The organism is Geomonas limicola (genome assembly GCF_014193675.1).
Lineage (GTDB): Bacteria > Desulfobacterota > Desulfuromonadia > Geobacterales > Geobacteraceae > Geomonas > Geomonas limicola.
The window spans coordinates 721395-735182 of sequence record NZ_BLXZ01000002.1; the positions used below are offsets into that span (position 1 = coordinate 721395).

Annotated in this window: 8 protein-coding genes; 6 read left to right on the plus strand and 2 right to left on the minus strand. The window is 55.1% G+C overall.

Annotated features, from left to right (window positions below):
* Positions 1 to 19: 19 nt before the first annotated feature.
* Complete coding sequence (locus H7688_RS06890) at positions 20 to 778, plus strand: SDR family oxidoreductase (protein WP_183360314.1); 759 nt, start codon at positions 20 to 22, stop codon at positions 776 to 778.
* A 171-nt stretch (positions 779 to 949) separates the two neighbouring features.
* On the opposite strand, the gene H7688_RS22905 is transcribed toward H7688_RS06890, so the two are convergent.
* The gene (locus tag H7688_RS22905; protein WP_371873160.1) at positions 950 to 1240 is read right to left on the minus strand and encodes a ubiquitination-like system serine protease family protein; all 291 of its coding nucleotides are present in this window, start codon (positions 1238 to 1240) and stop codon (positions 950 to 952) included.
* Positions 1241 to 1317: 77 nt separating this feature from the next.
* Between H7688_RS22905 and H7688_RS06895 the strand changes: the two genes are divergently transcribed.
* The 5 genes from H7688_RS06895 (at position 1318) to H7688_RS06915 (ending at position 10724) form a co-directional block, all read left to right on the plus strand.
* Positions 1318 to 2553 carry a DUF4238 domain-containing protein gene (locus H7688_RS06895; protein ID WP_183360315.1) on the plus strand — a complete coding sequence of 412 codons (1236 nt, stop codon included), beginning with the start codon at positions 1318 to 1320 and terminating at the stop codon, positions 2551 to 2553.
* A gap of 288 nt (positions 2554 to 2841) precedes the next feature.
* On the plus strand, positions 2842 to 8004 hold the full coding sequence (locus tag H7688_RS06900; RefSeq protein WP_198424461.1) for an NACHT domain-containing protein: 5163 nt from the start codon (positions 2842 to 2844) through the stop codon (positions 8002 to 8004).
* Positions 8005 to 8386: 382 nt separating this feature from the next.
* Complete coding sequence (locus H7688_RS06905; protein ID WP_183360317.1) at positions 8387 to 8941, plus strand: hypothetical protein; 555 nt, start codon at positions 8387 to 8389, stop codon at positions 8939 to 8941.
* Positions 8942 to 9087: 146 nt separating this feature from the next.
* A complete protein-coding gene (locus H7688_RS06910) occupies positions 9088 to 9411 on the plus strand; it encodes a hypothetical protein (protein ID WP_183360318.1) in 324 nt (107 codons plus the stop codon).
* Positions 9412 to 9797: 386 nt separating this feature from the next.
* Positions 9798 to 10724 (plus strand): hypothetical protein, encoded by a 927-nt coding sequence (locus tag H7688_RS06915; RefSeq protein WP_183360319.1) that lies wholly within the window; start codon positions 9798 to 9800, stop codon positions 10722 to 10724.
* 333 nt (positions 10725 to 11057) lie between these two features.
* Here the strand turns inward: H7688_RS06915 and H7688_RS06920 are convergent, their stop codons facing one another.
* The gene (locus H7688_RS06920) at positions 11058 to 13679 is read right to left on the minus strand and encodes a prealbumin-like fold domain-containing protein (protein ID WP_183360320.1); all 2622 of its coding nucleotides are present in this window, start codon (positions 13677 to 13679) and stop codon (positions 11058 to 11060) included.
* Positions 13680 to 13788 lie beyond the last annotated feature (109 nt).

Consider the following 13788-nt stretch of genomic DNA (forward strand, 5'->3'; position numbering starts at 1 on the left):
CAAAAAGAAAGGACACATCATGCAACTGAACAACAACACGATATTTATCACAGGCGGCGCTTCCGGGATCGGTCGAAGTCTTGCCGAGGCATTCCACAAGCTGGGTAACAAAGTCATCATCGCGGGTCGCCGCAAGGCTTTGCTCGACGAGGTCACTGCGGCCAATCCCGGCATGGAGGCCCTAGAGCTGAATGTGGCCGATCCGGTCAGCATCCATGCCGTGGCTCAAGCCCTGATCGCTCGTTACCCGACTCTTAATGTGCTAGTCAACAATGCGGGTATCATGCCCTTTGACGACGCGGGGGGGCAAATTGACGAAACGGTTTCGCGACGCCTGATCGATACCAACCTGCTGGGGCCGATCTGGCTGGCTTCGGCGCTGATCGAACATCTAAAGCGACAGCCTCGCGCCACGATTATCTATAATACCTCGATCTTGGCCTATGTTCCGTTGGCTCCATCTGCGGTTTATTCCGCGACCAAGGCGGCCCTGCATTCCTATGCATTGTCTCAACGATTCATGCTGCGCGACACGAATGTGACCGTTCAGGAAATCGCACCACCCTGGGTGAACACTGATCTGATCAAAAAAAGTGACGATCCCCGCGCCATGCCGATCGATGTCTTCGTTGCCGAAACCATGCTGGGGTTGGCAACAGAAATTCCGGAAGTAATAGTAGATGCTGTCAGTATGTTGCGATCAAATCCCGGCCCTGGCGAACATGCGCTGATCAACAGCTTCAATGCGGACATGATTGCCAATCCGCCGCCCATGTAAGTCTGGCTATGAAAACAGGCTTCGATGGAAGCTAAGCTGAAACAAGGCAAAGGGAAGGGACGTGCCTTTAACTCGATGAATTTGAAATGGTGAATATTAGGTTGGGAAACCAACGGCAGCCGCTACGCTCGGGATACTAGCGTAGCGGCTGCCGTTGTCGTTAAGGGCTGGCTATGATCTACACCAGTCAACAAATCTGCGCCAGAGTCTCCGCAACAGTGACTCGGCCTCGATTTTTTGCGCCTTTTGCCAGTTTACTGCCGCGATGTAGGCATCCTTATCAGCTTTGTCCTTTGCTCTGACTCGCTCGATCTGGTGGTGCGAGAGCCGGCGTGCCCAAACCACTCGATCCTCTTTAATCCAGTAATGGGATTTACATGAAAAATTCCAATTCCCAATTGACGGAGTCAGAGAGATCAATTCTCCTGTCTTGACCTGACCGTCGGAAGTCTTTATCCTCACAAACTGCTACCGGTTCCTTGGGACAGAACCGGTTAGGCAGCATTCCCCTGATTTCAACTCACTCGTGGTGAAGCGGTATGCCTGATTATCGCCGGAATCATTACGTACCGCAGTGGTACCAAAAACGCTTCCTGTCAAAAGGACAGCGTTTTTTCTATTTGGACATGCGTCCAGACACGGTAGTGACTCCGACAGGGCATAGGTACCCACGAAATTCGCTGCATCAGTGGGGCCCGAATCTTTGTTTCTATCTCGATGATCTCTACACCACCCGCTTTGGGACCTTAGAATCAACCGAAATTGAGGAGAAGTTCTTTGGGAAAATAGATAATGCAGGGCGCAGTGCTGTAGAATATTTTTCCTCCTACAACCACGACAGCGTTAGCTATGAAGCCTTGAGGACCATGTTGCCGTACATGTCGGTGCAGAAACTGCGGACCCCAAAGGGGCTGCAATATCTTTCAGAGATTGTAAGACTTAATGACAAAAATCAAGTTTTGTTTGCGCTCCAGGAGTGGCAGCAGATGCATTGTGCTCTTTGGATGGAATGTGTGTGGGCAGTTGCAGATGCCTCCTCCTCCCCCACAAAATTTATAGTAACGGACCATCCGGTAACTGTTTACAATAAAGACTGCTTTCCTTTGTCAAAATGGTGTAAGGGGTGTCATGACCCTGCTATATGGCTTACTGCCACTCACACGCTGTTTCCTCTGGACTCTAATAAAATTTTGATCCTTACGAACCTGTCGTGGGTTCGCAATCCCTACGGAAACCCAGTCCTGAAGAGACCAAACCCTCAGCTTTTCAGGCCGGCAGTTTTCAATTACACTCAAATTCAGGTTGGCCGACAGCTGGCAGAGCAGGAGGTCATAGAAATCAATTATGTTCTAAAAAAACGTGCGTGGAGGTATATCGCTGCGGCAGATAAAGAGTGGCTGTACCCGGAGCGCCGTCTCAGGACACAACATTGGGATAGGCTCGGGGGAGGTTATCTTTTTATGCCAGATCCCCGAGAAGTAAGCTTTTCCTCAGAGATTCTTTTCGGTTATGATGATAAGCGTGTTCAGGCTTTCGATGCCTACGGCCGTCGGCCTTGGCAACAAGACTATGACAAGAAAGAGGATCATGATCGAGAATGGGAAACTGCTGAGGCGTTTAAAGGTGAGTTCGCTAGGCTATTCGGCCGGAAACACAGGGGTAGGAGTAACCGATTTGGTGATTTTTACCGCGGTTGTGGAGAAGATAGTCCTACAATGTTCGAGTCGTATTTAAAAGCAGAACATAGACATCAGAAACGACGGAAGAAAGGTTAACAAGGGGGCTCGTCCCCACAGGCGACGTAACCAAAAAAAGGTAATACAGAGGGATACTTCATTTTGAGTCAATCTCCTGAACTTGCGGGCGGCAGTGGCTTCACTTTTGAGGATAGGGTTTCCGCGAATTATCTCGCTGCCCTCCTCCAACAGGGGTTCGCGCCCGGTATTGCTGACCGAATCGTCTGCCGGGTCGCACTTCAACAGCGTGATGTTGGAGAGCCTCTTGACGATGTCATTGTTGATTTTAGCTCGACTCAGGGCGACCTCGCCCGCCTCAGTCTTCAGGTGAAGCGCGCGCTCACGATCAGTGCAGCCATAACCAACACAAATTTCCATGAAATCATCCGCGATTGCTGGCACACCCTCACCAAGGATAACTTCCGCAAGGGTGTTGATCGGTTCGGGGCAGCTGTTGGCGAGGTCGCAACAGATAAGGTGCGAGACCTTAGGACCCTCTGCGAACTCGCCAGATCAAGCACCACCTTAGCTGAATTCGAGGCACGATTTTCCCCAACCGGCAATGCCAGCGCCGCAGTTCGTCACATCAAGAATGATATTTCATCATTGATCCAGAAAGCCAAGGGATCAGCCTGTTCTGGCCTCCAGTTGATGGATTTTCTTGCCCACTTTGTTCTAATAGAATTCGACTTTCTTCACGAGGGGCAGATAGGCCTCCCACTCGCACTCAACACTCTAAGGTCATGTCTGCTGACTAGCGATCCCTCGCACCCCTCAGCTTTATGGGACCGACTCACGGCTCTTGTGCGTGAAGGTGCAGGGCGTTCAGCTGTTTTCGATCGCCCAAGTCTTGTTCGCATTCTTTCTCACTCATTCCGAGTCGCCGTGGGGCCCTCATTCCGAAAGGACTTGGAGCGCATTGAGGTATTCACGAAACAGTGGCTAGCTGACATCGAAGATGATGTTGGTGGCACTCGCCTAGAACGCCACGAGCTCAAACTTGAAACCGCCTCGAAGATGGATTCCTGTAGATGGGTACAGATCCGCGGGTTGCCCGGCAGTGGCAAATCTGTTCTTCTCCGGCGCTGTGTTGAGGCCGATCTGGCCCGAGGTCCTGTTCTTTTCTTGAAATCCGGTCGGCTAGACGGCACTGGATGGGCAAGCTTCGCTACAGCAAATGGACTTTCGAACGCTGCGCTACGAGACCTCCTTGTAGAAATAGCTGCTGCCGGCTCAAGGACGATATATATCGACGGCGTCGACAGAGTCGAAAAGCCTCATCAGGCTGTCGTTCTTGATATCGTTCGGACGGTAATAACTGACCCGCTTTTGGACAATATGCGGATTGTTGTTACCTTGCGTGACACCGGCATCGAACCACTACGAAATTGGCTGGGTAACGTGCTCGCTTCTGTCAGTATCGAGACTGTTGAGGTTGGACCCCTTAATGACGAGGAAAGTGAGATACTGGCGAAGGAACAGCCGCATTTGCGTCGCTTGCTGTTTGCAGCCAAACAGGTGCAGGAGATAGTTCGGCGTCCCTTCTTTGCCAAGATCCTAAACCAGAATTTTGGTTCACATGCTGGTGATGAGGGATTCCTACCGCAGTCAGAAGTAGACCTCCTCGAGAATTGGTGGAACAGAGGCGGTTATGACTCCACTGGGCAGTCCGCGTTGGAACGCCAGCGCTCCATCATCGAGTTGAGCTCAAAACGTGCCAGGCACTTCGAACGAGAACTCACCATCCGCGAACTGTCCACACCGACCGTAGCGGTGATTGACCAGCTTATCAGAGATGGCATTCTTCAATATGTGAGGGGGGGACATAGCCTTCGTTTTTCCCACGACATATTTTTTGAGTGGGCCTATTTCCATGCCCTATCAGATGCGGAAGACTGGTTGAGTGAGGTCCGTGCTTGCGGCGAACCGCCGGCCATTGCTAGATCCGTCGAGTTGCTTTCGCAATGGCAATTCAACCAGGGCCCGATCTGGACCGAGACGCTCGGTAAGTTCGACCAAGCTCTAATGCGGTCGCAATGGACGCGATCCTGGCTATTAGCCCCGCTTGCCGCACCTAGCTTCAGAACTGGTGAAATATTTTACTGGCCTGCGCTGGAGGCGAACGATCACTACTATTTAAAGAAACTGTTGGTCTGGTTCCAAGCTGAGCGGACTATGCCGAATCCTGTGATCTTAAAGGGTGACCTTCCTCAGGATGAACGTATCCGAGTGGCCGATTTCCTTGGCTGGCCTTCCGATTTTGAGTCATGGTCTAGGTTCATCTTCTTTCTTCTGACGCGCATCTCTGCGATTCCAATTACCCTCTACCCAGCTGTGTTGTCAATCTTTGAAGTTTGGCAAAATGCGCTTGCTGGGTCAAAGAATCCGATCTCCTCTGCACTTCTTGACCAAGTCTCCGCTTGGCTTGCAGAGGTTTCAGAGCAGAGTGCCTCTCGCCGCCCCTCTCCCATTCCCTCTAGGTGGGCGCCTCTCGGCCCTCAGTTAGGTGATTTTACGAGCTCATTGCTTAGACTGATTCTTCGGTCCGCTGAGGTGCGGCCGGATCTCACAGAGGCATACCTCAACCGCCTGATTAATATGATCGATTTGCGGCGTGAAAGGTTTGCAGAGGTGGTGACATTTTCACCGATTCTTGCGCGCTCCCATCCGATGTTGCTTGTTGAGTTGACTCTCAAACATATGCTGCGCGAGCTTCCTGAGGAGCAGAAGGCGCGAGAACTGAAGGAATACGAACAGGCTATCGAGCAACGAAACCGCGCTCAAGAGAAACCTCCGGGGGAGCGTACCCGTGAGGATGATCTGGCTTTAGATGGGTTATTCATCCCATTTGGAGTGGATTCATTCAATCGGTTTGAGTGGGAGAATCTGGCGATAGAAGACGATATCGGAGCATATTTCCCACCGTCACCACTTCGTGAGCCTTTCCACTCTCTGTTTACCTTAGCACCCGAGGAGGGCCTCCGGCTTCTTGCCGGTCTATGCAACCATGCCATGACCGCTTGGCAACAATTGTACAAGCTTGCATCTGAAGAAGCTACTCCTGCTCCAATTGAGATCCAGTTCCCCTGGGGCAAACAGCTTTTCTGGGGGAACAATCGCGAATACCTCTGGTGCCGCGGGATGTGGGCTCCGAAACCAATTGCCAGTGCTTTGCTCTCGCTAGAAGAATGGGCTTTTAGCGAGGTTGAACGTGGTCGCGAAATTGATGAGCTAATCCGTCAGATGCTGGCCGGAAATGAGTGCATCGCTGCTCTGGGGGCAGCTGCTGCTATAGCCATAGAATCTGAAGCAATGACCGAAGGGATATTTTCACTTGTTACATCTCAGCGTCTGCTATCAGCAGACCATGACCGTTGGCAGCACGACCTGACGGATAAAATGTCTGGACTCATAGGGTTTACTAACCCAGGAGATTGGCCTCATATTGAGGCAGTGAAGAGGATCAATGACCGTCAGTTTCGCCAGCGGGAACTGAACTCGGTTATATCGAGATTTTTCCTTCTCGGGGGTGATGAGTTCTCAACTCGTATCAAAGCCGCCATTTCTGCTTTGGCGAAGAAACCAGCCTTTGAGTTTGAGGAACAACGGCAGGATTCTGAGGCGGCGAAGGACCTTACCTGCCAGGCAGAGGAGTTGGCTGAGCTAATAGAAATACAAAATTATCAACGTGTAGAAACCAACGACCCTGAAAAGGTTGGCGTTGTGCATGTTAGCCCTAGTCGTTTGACGCCTGAACGTATTGCGCAAGCGGGGGAGGCTTACACCAAACTTCGTATAAACAGCCTTTGGGTTTGGGGCTCCAAATACTTCGAATCCGGTGCGTTGGCCGAAAGCTTCAGTCTTCAAGATGCCGTTGACTTTGCTAGGGATGTTGACACTCCAGAAATATTTGATGCAACTGAAAATGAAGCTGGGGACATTGATATGCACCGCGGTGCAGTTGCCGTCGTTGCCGCTGTTGCACTTAATTGCCCAAATGCTTTGACAAAGGCAGATCTCGCGTGGGCTCGTAGGACTGTCAATCGCGCGTTTACAGCGCCGGAGGTTCGGAGCATTTTCTGGTCCGTTCGCTCGGTCATTCCGTGGCACCATCTCATCTTTGTAGCAAGAGGGCTCGCGGCGGACATCGATAATGGTACTGCGGAGCCAGACTCCCCACGTAAATTACTTACCATAGTCGCTCATCCGCTGGAGGTAGTCTCTCTCGCAGCTTTGGAGGCTGCGCTGGGACTTCATGCTCGGGATCAAAAGATTGGCTGGTCTGCTTTGTACCTTGCCTTATCCCTATGTGTCCTGCCACCACGGTCCGAACCACGGGACATCTCCGAAGGTATTCACTCACCGGACAGAGTTCATTCGGCAGTTGAAGAAGCAATTGGCTTCTACGAGGAACCCGGAGACTGGATTGCTCTCCCTCTGCCCGCTCCCGCATGGATCAGGGTCCAGGGTAGGGATAAGGCGCACGAAACCAAGGATCGGAGCGAAGGGTCATTAAAACCGTCTGGTTTACCCGAAATTACCGAGGAACGATGGGCCGCTTCTCCAACACGTTGGTACGATCATTATGCGGCTGAGGTGATCAAGCAAATTCCAGTGAAAAGGTACCTTTCAGGCCCTGGTGGTTCCAAGCTCCTCGACTTCCTTGCTGGAGGACTAGAATGGACGATCTCTAAACTGTCTCCTCCCTCACAAAAAGGAAGGCGTGAGGACAGCGGAGACAAACTCTATGAATGGAAAAACGAATTGGGGAGAATTATCGGTAAGGCGGCAGGGCTGTGCCCTCTGCTTGAGGTCAAGGCCCGGTTTCTTGACCCCATTTTTGCCTTAAACGGTGACAAGTGTTGGGAGCTTCTCGCACCACTTGTTGACCTTTACATCCGCATGTACTTCTATGACGCGGAGGAGGTGCCACCAGACGGGGTAGAGCTGTTGATGCAGTGCCTCGACCGGTCCTTGGAAGCTCCCTCATTTCTGCCAGGAGACTATCGTAGTGGTGACTTCCATGGTTTTCATTTGCCTCGTCTGGTCAAGTCGTTAATGTTTGTGAGCGTGGAGCGGATCGCTCCAGGTGCAGCCCGCTATGCGAATGGGGACTGGAAGGAAATTGATCGAATTTTACCGGTCGTGGATCGTTACATTCGAGCTGTTGGCTGGGTTTCCACCATAATGTATCATTTCCTCACGCTCTGTGAGCGATCGAAGGAGGTCTATCCCGCTGCCCTATTTGCAGATCAGGTTCTGCACGTCATGGATGGTGGTGGACCGTCCTTGGTAGGCTGGCACAACTCGGTCCTCCCTGCACGGATTGCTTCCTTGGTTCAGTACCTCTCGGACCGAGAGACTCCAATGCCATTAGCCTTAGGTCAACAATTTCTCCGTATCCTAGACCTCCTCGTGGACATGGGCGACCGAAGGAGTGCTGCCCTCCAATGCAGTGAAACCTTCAGGCAGATCCAGATCGAAGCATAAACTGAATGGCAGAAAATGGTGCTGCCGGTGATAAGGAAATGCAATGGTGGCTCGAGCCATAGAGAAACACGGGTGCTGAGCGAACCGCTTCAGGCGTGACAGTAGTTGGATACTTTATTCTTTGCAATGCCTTGAAAAAATCAAATTACTGGCGCCGGATTGTTGATTATAAGCTGGTCAACGAGTGAAATTGCACGACTTAACGACATTTTACTATAGATTGGTTCTCTCTTGAATATAATAAAGTCAATAACTGTTAAATAAACTTCCCAACTATCACTGCGGTATTCCGGAGTGGATTCAATTTTCTTAGGCCCATGTTGCTACAGGTGGCACACGAGCTGTTTGAAGCCCCCGCCGACGATTGGGGCAGGAATGAACCATGGATACGACAGGAAACCTTTTATCACTGTTGGAACCAGGTGGCGTATATCGGCGATCCGACCTTGCGAGGGCAGTCAAGGGTGTGGATCGTGAGTTGATCAAGTTGGTGAATGCCAAGCGCCCAGAAAAGGTTGGCCGAGGACTTTACCATTTTCCAAGGCACTCGCGCTTTGGGAGTCTCCCCCCTGATCCGGAGAAGTTGGTGAAGGCTTTCCTTCGAGACAACCACTTCTTGGTAATCTCGCCAAATGACTTTAACTGCCTCGGCGTCGGGACAACTCAACTCTACAATTGCTTGTGGGTTTACAACCGGAAGCGTAGTGGTAGCTTTGAGATAGGTGGCCAGGTGTTTGTGCTCTTCAGAAAGCGCCATTTCCCGGACAAGGCTAGTGTGGAATTCCTACTTGTCACGCTAATTGACAATTTGAACAACCTCGCAGAGAATAGAGAAGACGTTAGATCAAAGGCGCTCGCAAGACTACAAGAGGAAAGATTGGCACAGGTTGAGACGGCGTCGCGAGAACCTCTAGGTAACGTCCCCAAGTCGAACTGATTTGTCAGCAAGCTCAGTGGCAACGGTATAGTTGGAAACTTTATTCTCTCTAATCTGTGGTGATGCGCAAATTCAGTAGGAAACATTATTTATTTTCGACCGAGGCCGAGTTTGCTTCAACTGCCTGAAATACAACGATAGCTTAGTTGGCAACTTTATTTTTCCCAGACAGCGAGGGGGGAGGGCTTCGGCTTCCCCCCTTTTTGTTTGATGCACGATTTGTTAAGAGCGATGTACAAGCTGTTGATCGCTATGCACGAGTTGTTGAGAGCGATGCACAAGCTGTTGATCGCGATGCACGAGTTTTCGAGAGCGATGTACAAGCCGTGGATCGTGATGCACGAGTTGTTGAGAGCGATGCACAAGCTGTTGATCGTGATGCACGGGTTTTCGAGAGCGATGCACAAGCCGTAGACCGCGATGCACGGGTTTTCGAGAGCGATGCACAAGCCGTAGATCGCGATGCATGAGTTTTCGAGAGCGATGTACACGCTGTTGATCGCGATGCACGAGTTGTGAAGAGCGATTTACAACTCGTAGACCGCGATGCACACGCTGTGAAGAGCGATGTACAACACGTAGACCGCGATGCACAAGCTGTGAAGAGCGATGTACAAGCTGTTGATCACGATGCACGAGTTGTGAAGATGGGCTGACAATCGTCAGCGTCGGGTACCTTGGGCGGGGAAACGGCTGCCTTGACCAAAGCGGTCCTTTTTCTTATAGTGGGGCGGTAAAAAGGTCCGGGGTTGGCTATGAAAGTGCTTCCCGGCCCTGGTACCATGAGCAGGTTTTTCTATATTCTTTCGTCGACCCGGGAGTCGTTGTGAACGTCGTTTTTGCTGAAATCCTCCACATGTTGCGCAGTATCCATAAGTCCCGGTACAAGAAGGAGAGCCCGGCGGGATTCTCCTCGGACAATGTGCAGGTCACCGGCCAGTCCTCCTCTGATCTGATCAAGGAGAAACTTCTCGCGGGCAAACCTGCGATGATCGCACGCTTCGGCTCCGGGGAGCTTACTGCGGCACTCGCCTACCATTTCGCGCAACTGCCGGAGCCCTGGACCCGCAAGGCGTGGCGTTACATCTGCCAGGAGTATCCGGAATTCTGGTGGGACAGGTGCCTGTCACGCGGACTCACCCGCAATGCTGGCTTCTTCCCTGCTGACGAAAAACTCTACGACCGTTTCGCTGCGCTGCTCATCGACGACATGCACTACGTCGACGTGCTTGGTTCCTGGTTGAGCGGCGAACGGGTCTTCGAGACACAACTCGCCTCTGCGGTAAAGATCGGCTTGGACGATCTCCAGCCCTATCGTCACGCCAATCCCTGGTCCGAGGCTCTGGCGGGAAAAACGGTGCTGGTCATTCACCCGTTTACCAAGAGCATCGCCGCACAGTACCAGAAACGCGAGCTCCTGTTCGACGACCCCCGCGTACTGCCGGAATTCGAGTTGAAAACCATCACTGCGGTGCAATCGATCGCCTTTAATACCAAGAGCCCCTTCGGGACCTGGTTCGATGCCCTCGACCATATGTCCGACCAGATGGCCCGGACCGAGTTCGACGTGGCCATCATCGGCTGCGGCGCTTACGGGTTCCCGCTGGCGGCCCGTGCCAAGCGTCTCGGCAAGCAGGCGGTTCACCTGGGCGGGGCCACGCAATTGCTCTTCGGGGTCAACGGTAAGCGTTGGGGGGACATCGGAAACCAGCACTGGGTGCGTCCTCTTCCGGAGGAACGCCCTCCCGGCTTCGAGACCATCGAAGGTGGCTGTTACTGGTGAGACGGGACTCCGTTCTCGGAAGGAAGCAGGACCCGATGCGGGCGATCCTCAGCGTCGAACTTGGTAGAAAAACAAAGGCCCTTGGCATTGCCAGGGGCCTTTTCTTATTGGTTTATCTGGGAATCTGGTTCGCGCAGATGCTTCTGCAGTGCGTCCCTCCCCCTTCAAGGGGGAGGACAGGAGGGGGAGGGGGGCAACTGCTTGCCAATGTTTGCCCCATCCCCACCCCGACCCTCCCCTTGAAGGGGAGGGGGCTTCTGAGGAGCGGACGGTTGGCGTTAATCTGGTCGGGAGTTCCGGGAGTGAAGACGTTATCCGGCCACTCGCCTTGCGCTAACGAACCAACGCCTTGTAGGTTACGGTGAAGTAGGGGTAGGGGGCGCTGCCGCCTGCCCAGGCATTCATGGTGCCGCTCATGGGAATCCGCCAGTTGGTGATGTTGGCGTCGTAGCCTGCGGGGGCTCCCCCTCCGCCGGAGACCGGAACGTAGCTCCAGGTGGCACCGTTGTCGCGCGAATAGGCCGGGGTCCCCAGGGTGAGCCCGGAGGGGGTGCTCCCCTCGATCATCTGGAAGGGGACGCCCGCCCCGTAGCTGTTCAACCCCAGGGCGAGGTACGGGCTCAGGGTGTCGGTCACCGTCACGCTGAGGGCGTTTCCGGCGCTGTTACTCATCAGGCTGGTGTAGGTGACCAGCTGCCCGGGCGCCACGTTGGGGCTGTCGGCACTCTTGGTGACCAGCAGCTTGGGCTCCAGCACGTCCTCGAAGCTGCAGACGAGGCTTACCCCCGCCTGGACCGCCGTCGCTGCAACGGTCAAGGTATCTCCGGCAAGGGTGCTCGTCACCGGTGCCCCGGCGGCATCGCGGCAGCTCGCGCCGTTGAGCCGCCAGCCGCTGGGGGTGGATTGCGCCAGTGCGGTAGCGGTGTTCAGTGCGGCAAGGACGAAGGACTGGGAAGCGGGGTTACTCGCACCGGTGTCCAGGGTAAAACTCCCTACCCCGTTGTTCCCCAGGTAGCCGAAGCTCCCGGTTCCCGATACGGTCTGCAGTTGGACCCTCAGAAGCGGCGGGGTGTTGGTGATCCAGCAGAGGTAGTTGTCGCCGATACCGGGGGTGAAGCTCTCACCGAGGGCGCTTGGGGAACTGGCCGGATAGCCGTTGTTGGTGCAGCTTAGCGTGGCGGCATAGACGTTGGCGGGCGTGGGCCCGGCGCTTTTGGTTTCCCCGAGGCTGTAGCTTGCCCCGGTGCCGGTGGCGGTGTAGCTGAGCCAGCCGGTGCCGCTGGTGACCTGGCTCCCGGTACCGGCGCTGCTGCTCGAGGCAATAACGCTGCCGCCGCTTATCAGCTGCACGGAGAACTGGTCGCTGTCCGAAACGCGCGCCCCGCCCAGGAGCTTACTGAGCGTGATGCTGGGGAGCTTGAGGTTCGCGAAGGTGCAGATCACGTTGTCCCCGGTGAAGGCCGCCTTGTTGATGGTGAGCACGACGTTAGTGCCGCTTGGCGCGAAGCTGTAGTTCGTCCCGGCAAGGGGACTGCCGCTCGAGGCGTAATTGCAGGAGCCCGAGCCGAAGAGCCACCCCGAGGTGATGGCCTGGGTGATGGAGGCCCCCTGGGCCGGGTTCACCACGTAACCCGGCGAGGCGACCGGGTCGTTGCCCGCCGACGAGGTGAGCACGAGGTTCGCGGGAAGCCCGTTGCTCCCCCCAAAGTAGCTGAAGCTCGCGTAGCCGCCGACGGTGTTGCTTACCAGCACGACCGCCTGCTGCGAGGTGAGGCTGTCAACCACCTGTGCCGTGACCGTCGGGTCGAAATCGGACTTGGCGGTGGTGGTCACCGTGTAGTTCTTGGACGCGGGCGAGGAGGCGAAGCTGTAGGTGACCGTGACGGTGATGCTGGCGCCGGCGGCCAGGGTGAAGCTCGCCCCGAGGTTCTTGGTGTCGGTGAAACTCGTCCCCTGGTAGCTGTAGGTCACCGTGGGGGTCGGGTTGTTGGATCCGGAGACGGTCGATGAGAGCGTGAAGTTGTCGGCGCCGTTCCCGGTGTTGGTCAGGGTATGGGTCGTGCTGTAGCTCGTCGCCGAGCTGAGGGTGAGGGTCTGTGCGGGAGCGATGCCGACCCCGGCGTACTGGGTGGTCCCACCCTTGCCCCCGCACCCGCCCATGTTGTCGTCCACCTGGGCCGGAAAGGAACCGGCGCCGGGCTGGGAATTGGTGCTCGCTACGTGGAAGGTGAAGGGGGTCCCGGGATTGGTGCCGAGCCCCAGGTCGGCCCAGGAGACCTTCCACTCCATCTCGGTCCCCGAGACGCTCCCCCACTGCCCGGTGTAGGTGGGGTGGCCCGAGGCGGGGAGGTTCACGATGGTCCCCGGCAGGTGATAGCCGTCGGCGTACCCGGAGCTGCAGCTCTGCCCCGCGCTCTTCCCGGTGGTGCAGACCATGGGGTCACCGCCGGCGTAGTAGGCCTGGTAGGTCCCCAGGTAGACCCCGACGGTGCGGTTACTCCCTTGCCAGGAAACCACCACCACCGGCTCGCCGGTCTCCATGAGCCCGTCGTTGTTGGTGTCGGCGTAGTAGATGAAGTTGTCGGTATTGGAGTCCGAGGCGTAGCGCTGCGTATAGGCGTACACGTAGTTGGAGTCGAAGGTGTAGGTGAACTGCATCAGGTCGCGGCCGGTGGACTGGATGGGGGCGTCCAGGTCGCTCAGCGCGGAGCTGGGGTAGCCGTCGCAGATGTTGTTGTTGGGGTTGGCGGTGATGCTTGACCAGTCGCTCATGGTGCCGTCGATGGTGATGGGCGCCGTGCCGGGGAACCAGTTGGTCATCTTGCCGGTACCGCAGACGCAGGCGGCCTGTACCGCGCCGGCAACAAATAGCACGAGCAGCAGGGCGACTGCCGCGAGTGCGGACCAGCGGCGGGCGCTGCGGTATTCCTTCCTCGCGGTGCGGTGCGACGTCATTGCGGATCAGTCCCCTTGTGAGCTGGCGTAGGTTGCGGGTTCCCGGGTGGCAGGGCTCTTGGGGCGCCCGGGCGGGCGCAGGCCTTAGTACCACGAGATGTCCCCGCAG

Coding starts and splice junctions, on each gene's coding strand:
- H7688_RS06890 (WP_183360314.1), top strand. CDS start 20: ATGCAACTGAACAACAACACGATATTTATCACAGGCGGCGCTTCCGGG.
- H7688_RS06895 (WP_183360315.1), top strand. CDS start 1,318: ATGCCTGATTATCGCCGGAATCATTACGTACCGCAGTGGTACCAAAAA.
- H7688_RS06905 (WP_183360317.1), top strand. CDS start 8,387: ATGGATACGACAGGAAACCTTTTATCACTGTTGGAACCAGGTGGCGTA.
- H7688_RS06915 (WP_183360319.1), top strand. CDS start 9,798: ATGTTGCGCAGTATCCATAAGTCCCGGTACAAGAAGGAGAGCCCGGCG.
- H7688_RS06920 (WP_183360320.1), bottom strand. CDS start 13,679: ATGACGTCGCACCGCACCGCGAGGAAGGAATACCGCAGCGCCCGCCGC.